Annotated in this window: 12 protein-coding genes; 6 read left to right on the top strand and 6 right to left on the bottom strand. The window is 72.1% G+C overall.

Annotated elements, in window-relative coordinates; all coding sequences use genetic code 11:
- Positions 1 to 91: 91 nt before the first annotated feature.
- The 3 genes from ACGFNH_RS19955 to ACGFNH_RS19945 all read right to left on the bottom strand — a co-directional run bounded on the left by ACGFNH_RS19955 (position 92) and on the right by ACGFNH_RS19945 (position 3,781).
- Complete coding sequence (locus ACGFNH_RS19955) at positions 92 to 664, bottom strand: TetR/AcrR family transcriptional regulator (RefSeq protein ID WP_393655472.1); 573 nt, start codon at positions 662 to 664, stop codon at positions 92 to 94.
- A gap of 8 nt (positions 665 to 672) precedes the next feature.
- Positions 673 to 1,035 carry a DUF1304 domain-containing protein gene (locus tag ACGFNH_RS19950; RefSeq protein WP_393655470.1) on the bottom strand — a complete coding sequence of 121 codons (363 nt, stop codon included), beginning with the start codon at positions 1,033 to 1,035 and terminating at the stop codon, positions 673 to 675.
- A 298-nt stretch (positions 1,036 to 1,333) separates the two neighbouring features.
- Positions 1,334 to 3,781, bottom strand: a complete 2,448-nt coding sequence (locus ACGFNH_RS19945; protein WP_393655468.1) for a serine/threonine-protein kinase — start codon at positions 3,779 to 3,781, stop codon at positions 1,334 to 1,336.
- A gap of 260 nt (positions 3,782 to 4,041) precedes the next feature.
- Here ACGFNH_RS19945 and ACGFNH_RS19940 point away from each other — a divergent pair, with 260 nt between their 5' ends.
- Positions 4,042 to 4,335, top strand: coding sequence for a peptidase (locus ACGFNH_RS19940; protein WP_393655466.1), 294 nt, complete (start codon positions 4,042 to 4,044; stop codon positions 4,333 to 4,335).
- 206 nt (positions 4,336 to 4,541) lie between these two features.
- On the opposite strand, the gene ACGFNH_RS19935 is transcribed toward ACGFNH_RS19940, so the two are convergent.
- Complete coding sequence (locus tag ACGFNH_RS19935; protein WP_393655464.1) at positions 4,542 to 6,905, bottom strand: PQQ-binding-like beta-propeller repeat protein; 2,364 nt, start codon at positions 6,903 to 6,905, stop codon at positions 4,542 to 4,544.
- A 400-nt stretch (positions 6,906 to 7,305) separates the two neighbouring features.
- Between ACGFNH_RS19935 and ACGFNH_RS19930 the strand changes: the two genes are divergently transcribed.
- Together ACGFNH_RS19930 and sigJ are read left to right on the top strand one after the other, a co-directional pair.
- Positions 7,306 to 7,833, top strand: coding sequence for a hypothetical protein (locus ACGFNH_RS19930; RefSeq protein WP_393655462.1), 528 nt, complete (start codon positions 7,306 to 7,308; stop codon positions 7,831 to 7,833).
- Between the two features lie 210 nt (positions 7,834 to 8,043).
- Positions 8,044 to 8,934, top strand: coding sequence for an RNA polymerase sigma factor SigJ (gene sigJ, locus ACGFNH_RS19925; protein WP_393655460.1), 891 nt, complete (start codon positions 8,044 to 8,046; stop codon positions 8,932 to 8,934).
- 103 nt (positions 8,935 to 9,037) lie between these two features.
- Here the strand turns inward: sigJ and ACGFNH_RS19920 are convergent, their stop codons facing one another.
- Positions 9,038 to 10,468: a M1 family metallopeptidase gene (locus tag ACGFNH_RS19920; RefSeq protein ID WP_393655458.1), complete on the bottom strand. Its 1,431-nt coding sequence runs from the start codon at positions 10,466 to 10,468 to the stop codon at positions 9,038 to 9,040.
- Positions 10,469 to 10,549: 81 nt separating this feature from the next.
- On the opposite strand from ACGFNH_RS19920, the gene ACGFNH_RS19915 reads away from it, so the two are divergent.
- The 3 genes from ACGFNH_RS19915 to proC all read left to right on the top strand — a co-directional run bounded on the left by ACGFNH_RS19915 (position 10,550) and on the right by proC (position 13,137).
- The gene (locus ACGFNH_RS19915; RefSeq protein WP_393655456.1) at positions 10,550 to 11,383 is read left to right on the top strand and encodes an ABC transporter ATP-binding protein; all 834 of its coding nucleotides are present in this window, start codon (positions 10,550 to 10,552) and stop codon (positions 11,381 to 11,383) included.
- Positions 11,380 to 12,117, top strand: a complete 738-nt coding sequence (locus ACGFNH_RS19910) for an ABC transporter permease (RefSeq protein WP_393655454.1) — start codon at positions 11,380 to 11,382, stop codon at positions 12,115 to 12,117. Before ACGFNH_RS19915 ends, ACGFNH_RS19910 begins: the two co-directional genes overlap by 4 nt.
- A 210-nt stretch (positions 12,118 to 12,327) precedes the next feature.
- Positions 12,328 to 13,137 (top strand): pyrroline-5-carboxylate reductase, encoded by an 810-nt coding sequence (gene proC, locus ACGFNH_RS19905; RefSeq protein WP_393656133.1) that lies wholly within the window; start codon positions 12,328 to 12,330, stop codon positions 13,135 to 13,137.
- Between the two features lie 48 nt (positions 13,138 to 13,185).
- Here the strand turns inward: proC and trpS are convergent, their stop codons facing one another.
- On the bottom strand, positions 13,186 to 14,205 hold the full coding sequence (trpS, locus tag ACGFNH_RS19900; RefSeq protein WP_393655452.1) for a tryptophan--tRNA ligase: 1,020 nt from the start codon (positions 14,203 to 14,205) through the stop codon (positions 13,186 to 13,188).
- Positions 14,206 to 14,832: the final 627 nt, after the last annotated feature.

Raw genomic sequence — 14,832 nt, 5'->3', positions numbered from 1 at the left:
ATTCGGCCGCTGTCCGAGTTGCCCTGCCTGCCGCTGCCGGGGGCGCCGGTCGATGCCACAGCTTGCGGGCCGCCGTCCGTTGCCGTACGGCTCAGGCCGTGCCCCAGGCGCGGTGCATGGCCAGCAGGAGTGACCACACCCGCCGCGCGATGGCATCCGGTTCCTCGTCGATCAGGCCGTGCAGCCAGTCGGCGAGGACTCCGGTGAACGCCGCGGCCACGGCGGAGGCGGCCAGATCCGCGTGCGGTGCCCCGGCCCGCTCCCGCTCGCTCCGCGACCGTTCGCGCAGCTCGTGGTGGAGCAGTTCGCCCAGCGGGCCGCTGCCGCCGGGCCGCAGCAGCGTGCGGTGGAGTTCGCGGTGGCCTGCGACCTCCGTGAAGAACTCGGCCAGCGCGGCGGGCGGGTCCGCGGGAACCCTCGGTGCCGCACCGCCCTGCCAGGCGTGCAGGGCGTCCACCGCGTTCCGTACGACCTCGGCGCAGGCGTCCGTCGCGAGCGCCCGCAGATCGTCGTAGTGCAGATAGAACGTGGCACGGCCGACGCCGGCGCGGGTGGTGACGGCCGAGACGCTGACCTTCTCCAGTGGCCGGTCCGTGCACTCGGCCAACAGGGCGTTCCGTAGGCGGGTCTTGGTGCGGGCGGTGCGGGGATCCTCTGCGGGCACGGCGGAGTTCAGCCCGCGACGAGGACGGCGGCGAGCGCGAGCGCGCCGGGCAGGGCCTGGGCGATCAGGATGCGGCGGTTGGCGGTGGCCGCCCCGTAGACGCCCGCGATCACCACGCAGATGAGGAAGAAGACCTGGAAGCGGAAGCCGGTCGGGTCGGCGGAGACGAGGCCGAAGACGAGGCCCGCGGCCAGGAATCCGTTGTAGAGGCCCTGGTTGGCGGCCAGGGGCGCGCTGGCGCGGGCCATCTCGGCATCCAGGCCGGAGAGTTGCCGTCCGGGCTCGCGCTCCCACAGGAACATCTCCAGCACCAGGAAGTACACGTGGAGTGCGGCGACGACACCGACCAGAACCTGCGCGACGATCTGCATGACTGCCCCCTCGACGGGGTCCGACCGGCCCGTCCTCGAACGTTTCGACTTCCTGGACAACTGTATAGGAAGTCGAAGTGAGGGCGTACACGCGGGGACGCCGGAGCAGCGCTCAACTCCCGCCAGGGCGGGGTGCGGTGTCGGTAGGGATCACGGCACGCGCAGAAGCCGGAGCGCGATCCGGGGCGACGGCGGGCAAGGCGAACCGGGGCGCGGCAAGCGCGGACCGCGGCGCGGCGGGCAACTGCGAACCTGTGCGACGGTGGGCAAGCGCGGACCGGGGCGACGGCGGTGCTCGTCACCAGCCGCCGGGCTTGTCCCCGTCCACCGCGAACAGCGTGCCGTCCGGGGCCGCCCCGACGACGCCGCCGTTCTTCGCCGGGACGGGCGCGGGCACGGCCCCCGCGTACCCCCGGTTCTCCGCGTTCATCCGTGCCGGGGTCTGCCCGGCCAGGACACCGCGGCGGGCGTCGATCGCCAGCAACCGGCCGTCGGCGGCGGTGAAGTAGAGCCGGTCGGACGTGGCGGCGATCGGTGAGGCGTTGCTGATCGATGTCTCCATGCGCCAGAGTTCCGCACGCCCGGGGTCCGTGCGGCGCGTGTCGACGGCCATCAACGTGCCCCCGTGGGCGAGCAGATGGACCGTGTCCCCGTGGACGCCCGTGGTCACCGAGTCCAGCGCCAGCGCCAGCGGTGTGCGGCTCTCACGGCGGGTGCCCGGGTCGTAGCGGACCAGTGCGTCGGTGCGCTGCTGCACATCGGAGGCGGTGAGCAGCAGCGTCCGGCCGTCGGCAGCGGTCCCCGCGGGTGTGAGGTTGCCGGTGAGCTTCCGCTGCCAGCGCGTGGTGCCCGTCGCCGGATCGACAGCTGTGACGTAGGTGTGCGAGCCGTCGTCCGAGACCGCCGTGCCGTACGCGGTGCGCCCTGCTCCGAACGTGCTGAACACCGGCTCCCCGCGCCCCTCGTACCGCTTCCGCCACCGCTCCTCGCCCGTCGCGCCGCGCAACCCGCGGATCGTGCCGTCACCGGGGATCAGCAGCACGGTGTCGCCGGAGTGGTAGACGCGGCCCTCGTACGCCGTGACGTCCTTGCTCCAGCGGATCGCGCCGCTCGCCGGGTCCATGGCCTCCAGGCGGGCGCTGCGGGTCGTCACGGACAGGACGTGGACGAGTCCGTCGCAGACCACCGGTGTCTGGGGCGGCATGTCGGGGCTGCCTGCCTCGTCGCCGTCCGTGTCCCCGTTGCCGCCGGTGCCTTTGGCGATGTCCCGCGACCAGACCTTGCGGCCGGTCGCCGGGTTGATCCGTGCGGCCTTCACTCCGCGCGCCGCGCAGTACAGCGCGCCGTGCGCGGATGTGCAGAAGGGGGCGCCCGCCTCGGCCTTGGTGGCCCCGTCCGCGGTGACGCCGGTGGTCCAGGGGCGGAACGCCGGTGCGGTGGCGCGCGTAGTGACCTGGGTCTGGTTCTCAACTCCGGTGTGGCGCTGGGCGACTGCCACGCCCGTCCCGATCAGGACGGCGGTCGCCGCCGCGACGACGGCAACCCACCGTGCGCGCCACCGCCGTACGGCGGACGGGGGCGCCGGGGGAGGTGTGGCGTCGTGCGCCGGACCGTCCCCGGCGGAGCCGGTCGCGGGCTCCGAACTCGCCCTGCGCATCTCCTCCCAGAGTGCCGCGGCCATACGGTCCGCGGCGTCGGGCGACTCGGCATCGGAGGACCGGATGTGGGTGGGGTCCTCCCGGCCGTGCTCGCCGCCCCATCCGCCCCCGTTGTCCTGGCCCTGGCCCTGGCCCTCGCCCTCGCCCCCGTCCCCCGCACCCGTCTCCGCCGTACCCGTTCCCGTCGTGCCCCGCTCCACCGCCGACGCCCGCCGTTGCGCGGGCACTCGGCCACGGGCGCCGTCCTGCGCGTCCCCCTGCTCCGCCGCCGCCCGAAGCATGGCCATGACCGCGTCCGGCGTTGGCCGGTTCTCCGGGTCCTTGGCCAGGCAGGCGCGTATCAGCGGGCCCAGACTCTCCGGTACGCCCGTCAAGTCGGCCTCGTCGTGGACGACTTGATAGGCGACGATGTACGGGCTGTCCGAGTCGAACGGACCCCGTCCGGTCGCCGCGTGCACCAGGACGGATCCGAGGGCGAAGACGTCCGCCGCGGGCCCCACCGAGCGCGGTCTCTGGAACTGCTCGGGCGCCATGAACGGCGGTGTGCCGATCAGCTTCCCCGTCTCTGTCCGCAGAGCGCTGTCGGACGGCCGGGATATCCCGAAGTCGATGACCTTGGGGCCGCCTTCGGACAGCAGGACGTTGCCGGGCTTGAGATCGCGGTGCACGACACCGGCGCGGTGGATGTCGCGCAGCGCCTCCGCGAGCCCGGCCGCCAGTCTGCGTACCTCGGGAAGGGCGAGCGGGCCGTTCCGCTTCACCTGGTCGGAGAGCGTCGGGCCGGGGATGTAGAGGGTGGCCATCCAGGGGCGTTCGGCGTCGGGGTCGGCGTCGACGACCGGAGCGGTGAAGGCCCCGCTCACGCGCCGGGCCGCGGCCACCTCCTGGCGGAAACGTGCCCGGAACTCGTCGTCCGCGGCGAACTCGGTGTGCACCACCTTCACCGCGAGCTGGAGGCCGGAGGCGGAGCGGGCGAGGTGGACGACGCCCATACCGCCGGAGCCGAGGCGCGCTTCGAGCCGGTACTGCCCGGCGAACTCCGGATCCTCCCCCTGCGGGCCCGGTCCGGTTCCGCGCAGCGGCGGCATGGCCCACCCCCGTCTTGTTTCGGCCCCGTTGCGACGCGGAGGAGCCTAGTCGATGACGCGTACGGGACAGATGGGGCTTGCTAGCCTGCGCATGTCGTCCAAAGCTCAAGAAATCGGGGGAGGGACCCAAATGGCCACGGAGGGGATTCTCAACGACACGGGGGGGTAAAGGCGTCGAGGTTCCGGCCGCCCCGGAGGCGGCCGAACTCCCGGAGCCGGCACCGCTGGAGAAGGACCTCCTGGAGGCCGAACTCCTGGACGTGGAGCTCCTGGACGCCGAACTCGCCGCCACGACGGCCGTTCCCGGCCAGACCACCTACCCGGTCGCGCCCGGCCACCGCGTGAACGTGCGCAGTGGACCGAGCACCGGCAGCCGCCTGGTGAAGGTGCTGCCGTACGGGGCGCGCGTGCGGATCCACTGCCAGTGCGAGGGCGAGAGGGTCGCCGGACCGTACGGCACGACGCGGATTTGGGACAACATCGGCGCCGGGCAGTACGTTTCCGATGCCTATGTGAGGACGGGCAGCGACGGCTACGTCGCACCGCGCTGCTGAGCGCCGCGTCCCGGCCGCCGGGTGCCCGGCCCCGCAGCGCGGTCTGCGCCCGAACCGTCCCGTCGAACACGCCCCCGAGCCTGCCCCGCCGAGCCCAACCCCCGCCGAACCGGCTCCCGAACCGGCTCCCGAACCCGCCCTCCCGAACCCGCCTTCCGAACCTGCCCCGCCGAGCCCGTCGTTCGGCCGGTCGTTCAGCCGGTCATTCAGCCGGTTCCCCCCGCGGTGCCGGTGCCGGTTCCGGCGTCATCGCCCCCGCGCGACGCGTGCCGGGCGTCCAGCGTGAACAGGGTGTTGTCGGCCGCGCTCACGTACAGCGCGCGGCCGACGGTCAGCACGCGCGGCGAGCGGTCCGGCAGGGTGAGCGACCCGCCCGCCCGCGGCCCGGTGAGCCACCGCTCCTTGCCCGTACGGCGGTCGAGGGCCAGCACCCGCCCCGTCGCGGAGCTGAAGTACAGGCTGTCGCCGGAGACGGCCGGGCCCGATGCCCCTTCGAGGGAGGTCGTCCTCGACCACCGGACCGCTCCCGTGCGGAGGGCGACGGCGGTGATCTTCCCGTTGCCCTCGGTGAAGTAGAGGGCGTCGCCGCGGAGTTCCATCGCACTCCTGGGGAACAGGTCCAGCGGTACGACCGACTTCCGGCCGCTCCTCAGATCGACTGTGACCGCCCGCATGCTGCTCAGCGCGCCCTCGTCGGTGTACCGCTCCTGGATGCCGTCCGCGTCACCCACCAGCCGCAGCGTCCCCTTCAGCTGGCTGCCGCGGACGAAGCGGCCGCTGTCCGGGTCGAGTTCGTGGATGCCGAGGTGGGTGATGTGGAAGTCGGCGGCCTCGCGGGCGGGCGCGCACAGTGCGTGGGGCCGGTCGCCCACCAGCACCGGGACGCAGGTCTCGCCCTCGGGGAACGGCTCGGTCCACAGCACCTTGCCGGTGTCCGCGTTCCGCGCCTCCATCCGCGTGCCGTCCCGGCCCGCGGTCAGGACTTTGCCGTCGTGGACGACCGCGCCCTTCGCTCGCGTGCCGCGGAGCGCGTACGAGGCGTCGCTCAGCTCCACCGTCCACTTCTTCCTGCCGTCGTCGGCGCGCAGCCCCGCAATGTCGTAGACCTCGTCCCCTGCGCTCTTCCGGTGCGTGACCCGGTACGCGATGACCGTGTCGTCGGTGAGCCCGGCCAGGTCCATGCCGATCACGGGGACACCGGCGGGGTTCGGCGTCTTCCACCGGACGTCCCCGTCGGACACCCCGAGCCGCGCGGCCATGACCCCGCCACCGCCGCAGAACAGCGATCCGTTCCGCGGCAGACAGCGCAACTCGTCCCTGATCTGCGGGTCGTTGACGACCTCGGCCTTCCAGGGCTTCCAGCCCTCGGGAAGCTGCAGGGATTCGGCTGCGGACCCATCGGACCCGGGCCCGGACCCGTCCTCCCCACCCCGGCCGAGGAGGTGGGGCGCCGCGAGGGCGATACCGGTGACCGCGGCGGCCGCGGCCAGGACGGAGGCCAGCACGATGTACAGGCGTCTGCGCGGCGCGGTGCGGCCCGCCGCATCGCCCGGAGTCGCACTGCTCGCGGCCTTCGCACCGCCGTCGCTGCCCTCACGTCCGCTGTTGCCTCCCTGCCCGTCGTTGTCCTGTCGTCCGTCGTTGTCCTGTCGTCCGTCGACGTCCTGTCGTCCGTCGCTGTCCTGTCGTCCGTCGACGTCCTGTCGTCCGTCGACGAGCGTCGCGGCCGAGCCCCGCCCCGGTGCCCGTACCGGAGCCACCTCGGGGGCCGGAAGGGCTCGGAGCCGCTCCAGCAAGTCGGCCAGCCCCGGCCGCTGTTCCGGTTCCTTGGCGAGGCACGCTTCGACGATCGTCCGCAGCGGGCCGCGCAGCCCGTCGAGCGAAGGCGGCTCGTGCACCACCTGGTACGCCGTCATGTACGGGCTGTCCGAGTAGAACGGACCCTGGCCCGTGGCCGCGTAGACCAGCACGGTCGCCAGGGAGAAGACGTCCGACGGGGGGCCCACATCCCGGGGCGTCCGCAACTGCTCCGGGGACATGAACGGCGGCGTGCCCATCACCCGGCCGGTCATGGTGAGCGTCTGGTTGTCCGCCGCTCGCGAGATGCCGAAGTCGATCACCCGCGGCCCCTCGGGCGACAGCACGACATTCGACGGCTTGAGGTCCCGGTGCACCACACCCACCCGGTGGATGTCGCGCAACGCCTCCACCAGGCCGATCGCCATCCGGTGCAGCTCGCGCCAGGGCAGCGGGCCGTGCAGGTCCACCTCCTGGGCCAGGGTCCGGCCCGCGATGTACGAGGTGGCCATCCAGGGGCGCTCGGCCTCGGGATCCCCGTCGACCACGGCGGCGGTGAAGGCCCCGCTGACGCGCCGGGCCGCGGCCATCTCCTGGCGGAACCGGACGCGGAACTCCTCGTCGTCCGCGTACTGCTGGTGCACCAGTTTCAGAGCCAGCCTCCGGCCCGAGGCGGAGCACGCCAGATAGACGACTCCCATCCCGCCGGACCCGAGCCGGGCCTCCAGCCGGTAGCCGCCTATCTCCTCCGGATCTCCCGTGTTGAGCGCCACGTCGTCGTGCCTCCCCGTCGAGCGGGCCGGCATCAGCGTAGGGGGCGGGCTCCAGGGGGTCGACGTACAAAAAGGGACCGCCTCGGACGGTGACCGGGGCATGACCGTACGCGTGCCGAACCGTGCTCTCGCCGGCCGTGCTCCGTGCGGTCGTGGCTCTCGCCGGACGCGCTCCGGCCCCTTGCCGACCGAAACCGTACGACGCCAGTCCTCGCCGACCGAGGCAGTACGAGCCGGTCTCCGCCGACCGAACCCCTACGACGCGGTCCCCTGCCGGACGTACCCCACGGTCGCGACCGAGCCGTTTCCCCGCCTGTTCCCCGCCTCTTCCCCACCTCCCCGGATCGCCCGCGCCACCGGTACCGGAGGACCCGGGCACCACCGGGCCATAATCGACGGCATGAGTGAAGCGCAGCAGCCCGCCGGGCCCCGCCCCGAACCGCTCCGGTTCTTCGGCACGACATGGGTGGACCGGAGCGGGCCTTACGCGCTGCGGCGCGCCAGCGTCGGCGCCGGAGCGCTGTTCGCCGCCGTGGCGGGCGCGCTCGTGCTGGTCGTCGGCTACCAGGGTCTGGCGGTCGCGGAGGTCGGGGGCTTCGTGACCCTGCTGGTCGTCGTGATGTTCGCGGCGTGCACGGCGCTCGCGTTCCGCCGTACTTGGGAAGGGTTCGTCCGGGCGCCCGAGCCCGTGGGGGACTCCTCCGTCGAGCGGTCGCTGCAGAGTCTGCGGATGATCGGCTTCATCGGGGTGCTGCTCGCGTGGTTCGTCCGCAGCCTGATCGACGCCCCGGGCGAGAAGCCCGCGCGCGCCGCGTACGAGCGGGAGCGGGAGGCGTACGAGAAGCGCCGGGCGAGCCGTGCGGGGAATCCCGCGGCGCGGACGGCGGGCGGCGCGGGCGCGGCGGGCCGGAAGCGCAAGCGCCGCTGACGTCGGCGTCGCGGCGCCGGGCAGTTGCCCGCCCGGCCCCTCCTACGCCGGGCAGTGCCCCCGCCCGGTCCCCTCCTCCGGGTTGGTCGCCGCGATGCGCCTGGTGTCACAGTCCGGCCGTCCGTCCCGTCCCCCTCGTAGGAGAACGGGAGCCCGCCGGCCCGCGCGCGGGGCGGAGCGGGCGGCGTACGAGGAGAGGCGGCCTGCGTCATGGCGGAACTGAGCACGTTCGAGGAGCACCGGACCCGTCTGTGGGGCGTCGCCTACCGGATCATGGGTTCGGTGGCCGACGCCGACGACGCCGTCCAGGAGACGTGGCTGCGCTGGCAGGCGCTGCCCGACGGCGCGGCGGAGAACCCCCGCGCGTATCTCACGACCGTCATCAGCCGCATCTGCTACGACCAGCTCGGCTCGGCCCGCTCCCGGCGCGAGACCTACGTCGGCCCCTGGCTCCCGGAGCCCGTCGTGGGCGACGACCGGGCACTCGATCCGCAGGACCGTGTGACGCTCGACGAGTCGGTGGGCATCGCCCTGCTCACCGTGCTGGAGCGGCTGACCCCGGCCGAGCGCACGGCGTTCGTGCTGCACGACGTGTTCGCCGTGCCGTTCGGCGAGATCGCCGAGGTCGTCGGCCGCAGCCCCGAATCCGTACGGCAGCTCGCCTCGCGTGCCCGCAAGCACGTCCGGGCGACCGGGACGCCGCGCAGATCCGTCGACCGCGGGCAGCACCGGCGGGCGGTCGATGCGTTCCTCGCTGCCGTGACGGGCGGGGACTTCGACGGCCTGATGGAGATCCTCGACCCCGGGGTCGTCTGGCGTTCCGACGGCGGCGGCAAGGTCACCGCCGCGAGGATTCCGGTGGCCGGGGACGAGAAGGTGGCGCGCTTCGTCCACCGCCTGGCGTCGCGCGGCTACGACCCGGAGCGCATGGCCGTGCTCGTGCGGGACGTCAACGGCGCCCCGGGGCTGGTGTTCGTCGACACCGTCGGCGAGCAGGCCGCGGTCATGTCCTTCACGGTCGGCGAGAACGGGCTCATCACCGGCATCGACGCCATCCTCAACCCGGAGAAGCTCCGCCACCTCGACCTGGGCGCGCTCTGACGGCGAGCGCCGCATGCCGCAACGCACCGCCCTGCGGCATGCCGTGTGCCCGCATGCCGTATGCCCGCATGCCGTGGCGCGGCTCGCTGCCGGGCGCCCGCCCCTAGCCCTTGGCCTTCTCCGGACGCCCGTCCTCGTAGATCCACGTCCGGAACAGCCCGTTCAGATCCCGGCCGGTCAGCTTCTCGCAGAAGGCGATGAAGTCGGCGGCGTCGGCATTGCGGTGACGGTAGGCGGCCGGCCACTCCTTCAGGATGCGGAAGAAGGCCCGGTCGCCGACCGTCCGGCGGAGCTGGTGCAACGCCATCGCGGCCCGCTCGTAGACCGGTTCACCGGAGATGTTCTCGGCATTGCCCGGGTCGCCCGGCGGGAACGCCCACAGGTCCTCGTCCTTGTCGGTGGCGTAGAGCTTGTCGAACCTCTTCTGCGCCGACGCCCCGCCATGCCGCTCGCTCCACAGCCACTCCGCGTACGTCGCGAAGCCCTCGTTGAGCCACATGTCCTGCCAGGTCTTCGGCGTGACCGAGTTGCCGAACCACTCGTGCGCCAGCTCGTGCACCACCGTCAGCAGGTCGGGTGCTCCCGGGTACGCCGGCTTCGTCTGGATCTCCAGCGCGTAGTCCACGTCCTGGGGCTTGTGTTCGACGATGGCGCCGGAGGAGGAGAAGGGGTACGGCCCGAAGACCCCGCTCGACCATTCCACGACCTCCGGGACGCGGGCGAGCGCCTTGCGGCTCTTCTTCGCCTCGCGGGGGTCGACGGCGACGTACAGCGGGAGCCCGCTCTTCGTCTTCGACCGGATCACGTCGAACTTCCCGACGGTGGCGGTGGCGAGGTAGGAGGCCATCGGCTCGGCGCTGTGCCAGTCGAAGGTCGTGCGGCCGCCGCGGGTCCGCTCGTTGCGCAACTCGCCGTTGGAGATGGCGGTCCAGCCGTTCGGGACGGTGATCTCGACGTCGTAGGAGGCCTTGTCGCCGGGGTGGTTGTTGACCGGGAACCAGGTCATGGCACCGGCGGGCTCACCGACCACGAACGCCCCGTCGTCCGTGGGCACCCATCCCTCGGTGGAGTCGTCGGGGTCGGTGAGGGTGCGCGGCCTGCCGTCGTAGTCGACCGTCGTACGGAAGGGGGTGCCCTTCTCGACCGTGCGCGCCGGCTCGACGATCAGCTTGTTCTTCTCGCGGTGCGTCCGCGCCTTCCTCCCGTCGACCGTCACCTTCCGGACCTTCAGCCCGGAGAGGTCGAGGCTGAAACTGCGCAGGTCCCGGGTCGCCTCGGCGGTGACGACGGCGGTGCCGTCGAGCGTGCGGTTCTCCACGTCGTAGTCGAGTCGCAGTGCGTAGTGGCCCACGTCGTATCCGCTGTTGCCGAGGCGGGGGAAAAGCGGATCGCCCGCGTCCGTCGCGCCCGAGCCGCTCCCGCCGCCACCGCCGGACGAACAGGCCGTGCCGAACACGAGGACCGGCAGCAGGGCGGCGGCAACGGAGGTGCGCAGGCGGCGCCCCTCACCGGAACGAAGGGGAAGTCGGGTCACACATCCGACCCTATGGCGATCCGCCCCTCCCGTGGGCGGAGCCCTTGACTCCGCTCATCGGGCGGCCCCATTATTCAACGCATGATGAATAAATTCGGCGAACGCGTCGGCGGACGCGTGGACGATCACGCGGCGGCGGGCCCGGCCGGGCCCGCCGAGCCCGTCATCCGTGCCCGCGGACTCACCGTCGTGCGCGGCACCCGTACGGTCCTCGACGGCCTCGACTTCGACATCCCGCGCGGTCAGGTCACCGGCCTCCTCGGCCCCAGCGGCTGCGGCAAGTCGACGCTCATGCGCGCCATCGCCGGAACCCAGGCCAAGGTCACCGGCACACTCGACGTCCTCGGCCGCCCCGCCGGATCCGCTCCCCTGCGCTCCCTCGTCGGCTACGTCACCCAGCACCCCTCCGTCTACGACGACTTGACGGCACGTCAGAATCTCGACTACTACGCCGCGGTCCTGGACCCCAGGCTGAGCCGCACCGAGCGGCGCGCCCAGGTCGAGCGCGCCCTCACCGAAGTCGACCTCTCCGACCACGCCGAAGCCCTCGCCGGGAACCTCTCCGGCGGCCAGCGCTCCCGCGTCTCCCTCGCCGTGGCCCTGCTCGGAAGCCCCGAACTGCTCGTCCTCGACGAACCCACGGTCGGCCTCGACCCCGTACTCCGCCGCGACCTGTGGAGCCTCTTCCACCGCCTCGCCGAAGAGCGCGGCACCACGCTCCTCGTCTCCTCCCACGTCATGGACGAGGCCGAGCGCTGCGAGCGCCTCCTCCTCATGCGCGCGGGCCGCATCCTCGCCGACGACACCCCGGACGCCCTGCGCGAGCGCACGGCCGCCGACACCGTCGAGGACGCGTTCCTGCGCCTCGTCGACGCCGCGAAGCAGGCCGCACAGCAGAAGGAAGCCGCCCGATGAACCTCACCAGGACCCTGGCCACCGCGCGCCGCGTGCTGCGCCAACTCAGCCACGACCCGCGGACGATCGCACTCCTGCTGCTCGTACCGTGCCTCCTGCTCGTACTGCTCTACTACGTCTACGACTCCGACCCCCGGGCCTTCGACGGCATCGGCGCCTCACTGCTCGGCATCTTCCCGATGGTGACGATGTTCCTGGTCACCTCCATCGCCACCCTGAGGGAGCGCACCTCGGGCACGCTGGAACGGCTGCTCTCCATGCCGCTCGGCAAGGCCGATCTGATCCTCGGCTACGCCCTCGCCTTCGGCCTCCTGGCCATCGTCCAGGCCGTGCTCGCCACCGGACTCGCCCTCTGGGCGCTGGACCTCGACTTCGCGGGCTCGGCCTGGCTGCTCCTGCTCGTCGCCCTGCTGGACGCCCTGCTCGGCACGGCGCTCGGCCTCTTCGTATCGGCCTTCGCCGCCTCGGAGTTCCAGGCCGTCCAGTTCATGCCCGCGGTGATCTTCCCGCAGCTGCTGCTGTGCGGGCTGTTCGCGCCGCGGGACACCATGCAGCCGGTGCTGGAGGCGATCTCCAATGTTCTGCCGATGTCGTACGCCGTCGACGGCATGAACGAGATCCTCCTGCACAGCACGGTCACCGACGCCTTCGTGCGGGACGCGATCGTCGTGGCGGGCAGCGCGTTCCTGGTCCTCGCCCTGGGAGCGGCGACACTCCGCCGCCGTACGACGTAGCGGCCCGGAGCGCGTGGGTGCGGGCGTCCGCCGCTGGGCCGCCGGGCGAGACGGGCCGCCGGACTGCCGTACGGGGGCCGACCGTCGGTACCCCGCGCCCCGCTGCCGGGGGGCGCGGCGCGGCACGAGCCCGCCGCGGGTGCCAGGATGGACACCGCATCGCGTGCGCTCGCGCACACACCCCGCACCCCCGATGAGGTGAGCGACACCATGACGCAGAAGGTCGCCGTTCTCGGCGCCGGCAAGATCGGCGAGGCCCTGCTCAGCGGCATGATCCGCGGCGGCTGGTCCCCGTCCGACCTGCTCGTCACCGCGCGCCGCAACGAGCGCGCGGAAGAACTCCGCAGCCGCTACGGCGTCGAGTCCGTCTCGAACCCCGAAGCGCCCAAGGTCGCCGACACCCTCATCCTCACCGTCAAGCCCCAGGACATGGGCACGCTCCTCGACGAGCTCGCCCCCCACATCCCGTCCGACCGCCTGGTCATCAGCGGCGCGGCCGGCATCCCGACCGCCTTCGTGGAGGAGCGGCTGGCCGCCGGCACCCCGGTCGTCCGCGTCATGACGAACACACCCGCTCTCATCGACGAGGCGATGTCCGTCATCTCGGCCGGCAGCCACGCCACCGCGGAACACCTCGCCCACACCGAGGAGATCTTCGGCGGAGTCGGTAAGACCCTGCGCGTCCCCGAGACCCAGCAGGACGCGGCAACCGCCCTCTCCGGCTCCGGCCCGGCCTACTTCTACTTCCTCGTCGAAGCCATGACCGACGCCGGCATCCTCCTCGGCCTGCCCCGCGACAAGGCCCACGACCTGATCGTGCAGGCCGCCATCGGCGCAGCCGTCATGCTCCGCGACAGCGGCGAGCACCCCGTGAAGCTGCGGGAAGCCGTGACCTCCCCCGCGGGGACGACGATCAACGCGATCCGCGAACTCGAGAGCCACGGCGTACGGGCCGCGTTCCTCGCCGCCATCGAAGCGGCCCGTGACCGCAGCCGGGAACTGGCGACGGGCAAGGGCTGACACCGGCGCCGCTGCTCCCTCCCCTTTACTCGGGAGGGAGCAGCCCGCTTACTCGGGAGGGAGCAGCCCGATGGCCCGGTACGCCGCGTCGACCCTGGGGCGCGCCATGGCCCGGGCCCGCTCGGCACCCGCCCTCAGCACCCCTTCCACGTACGCGGTCTCGGAGCTCAGCGCGGCATGCCGCTCCCGCAGTGGACGCAGCAGCTCGACGACCGCCTCGGCCGTGTCCTTCTTCAGCGCGCCGTACGACCCGAACTCCCCGGCCAGCTCCTCCGGCCGCTGCGTGCAGCCCGTTGCCGCCGAGAGAATGTCCAGCAGATTCGCCACCCCGGGCTGCGCCTCCCGGTCGTAACGGACCTCGCTCCCGCCGTCCGTGACCGCGCGCATGATCTTCCGCCGTACCGTGTCCGGCTCGTCGAGCAGGTACACGATGCCCGCCGACCGGGCATGCGACTTCCCCATCTTCGACGTCGGGTCCTGCAGATCCATGACGCGCGCCGCCACGGGCGGACGGGTGGCCCGGGGCACGGTGAAGACGTGCCCGTACCGCTCGTTGAAGCGGCGCGCGAGATCGCGCGTCAGCTCGACGTGCTGAGCCTGGTCGTCACCGACCGGCACCTCATCCGTCCCGTACGCCAGGATGTCCGCAGCCATGAGCGCCGGATAGGTGAGCAGGGACAGCCGTACGCTCCCGCTTCCCCCGTCGCCCGCCCGCTCGCGCGCGGACTTCTCCTTGTACTGGATCATCCGCCGCATCTCGCCGTCGGTGGCCGTGCACTCGAGCAGATACGAGAGCCGGGTGTGCTCGTCGACATGACTCTGCACGAAGAGGGTGCACCGTTCGGGATCGAGTCCGGCTGCGAGGAGCACCGTCGCGGCCTGCCGGCTCAGCCTCCGAACCCGGGCAGGGTCGTGCGCCACGGTCAGGGCGTGCAGATCGACGACGCAGAACACGGCGTCGGCGCGGTGCTGATCCTGCTCGGCCCAACGGCGCACCGCGCCCAGGTAATTGCCCAGGGTCAGATGCCCCGTGGGCTTCACTCCGCTGAAGATCCGCGTCCTGCTCATCTCGTCTCCACCTCTGTTCCGAGGCCCACCGCGCCCGCCGGCCGGAGCGAATCGAGAAGTGCGTCAGACGCGAACGGCCGCCGGAAGCGGCGGCCGTATGGGTGCATGCGCTGGTCCGGCCGCCGTCAGGCGGCCCACCACAGAAGGGTCTGCGCATGCTTCGTCATAGCCCGGACTTTACGCCCCGAGACGCCTGCTCACCACGCGTTTTGATGGGCTGCGGCGCGTCGTGTACAGTCCTGCGAGTTGCCACGGAGCCGGTGCGGTTCTGTGGCTTCACTCGCGCCGCTCGGCGGCATCCACTGATGTGTGAACCCTTCGGGGGCGATTTCGGCGTGCCGGAATTCGAACCGAAAGCTCGATTATGAGCGGGAAGGGAAATCCGCTAACGTGGGAGCCGCGCCGGAAGGCGCAAAGCCCCTTCCAATCGGGGGCCGGATATCGAAATCCGAACCGGGAACGGAACGGAAAAAGAGTCTGGTAAGGTTGGAAACACCGAAGGGAAGCGCCCGGAGAAACCAGGGATGGTTTCAAAGGAAGCGTCCGTTCCTTGAGAACTCAACAGCGTGCCAAAAGTCAACGCCAGATATGTTGATACCCCGTCTTCGGACCATTTGGTCCGGGGCG

Source organism: Streptomyces sp. NPDC048639 (assembly GCF_043199075.1).
In the GTDB taxonomy this organism is placed as follows: Bacteria; Actinomycetota; Actinomycetes; order Streptomycetales; family Streptomycetaceae; genus Streptomyces.
Note: the sequence above shows the minus strand (reverse complement) of the source record. Positions and strands in the feature narration are given on the sequence as shown.

What these genes read in the sequence shown, in the direction of transcription:
- ACGFNH_RS19950 (WP_393655470.1), bottom strand. Translation starts at nt 1,035, where the DNA reads ATGCAGATCGTCGCGCAGGTTCTGGTCGGTGTCGTCGCCGCACTCCAC.
- ACGFNH_RS19945 (WP_393655468.1), bottom strand. Translation starts at nt 3,781, where the DNA reads ATGCCGCCGCTGCGCGGAACCGGACCGGGCCCGCAGGGGGAGGATCCG.
- ACGFNH_RS19930 (WP_393655462.1), top strand. Translation starts at nt 7,306, where the DNA reads ATGAGTGAAGCGCAGCAGCCCGCCGGGCCCCGCCCCGAACCGCTCCGG.
- sigJ (WP_393655460.1), top strand. Translation starts at nt 8,044, where the DNA reads ATGGCGGAACTGAGCACGTTCGAGGAGCACCGGACCCGTCTGTGGGGC.
- ACGFNH_RS19915 (WP_393655456.1), top strand. Translation starts at nt 10,550, where the DNA reads ATGATGAATAAATTCGGCGAACGCGTCGGCGGACGCGTGGACGATCAC.
- ACGFNH_RS19910 (WP_393655454.1), top strand. Translation starts at nt 11,380, where the DNA reads ATGAACCTCACCAGGACCCTGGCCACCGCGCGCCGCGTGCTGCGCCAA.
- proC (WP_393656133.1), top strand. Translation starts at nt 12,328, where the DNA reads ATGACGCAGAAGGTCGCCGTTCTCGGCGCCGGCAAGATCGGCGAGGCC.
- trpS (WP_393655452.1), bottom strand. Translation starts at nt 14,205, where the DNA reads ATGAGCAGGACGCGGATCTTCAGCGGAGTGAAGCCCACGGGGCATCTG.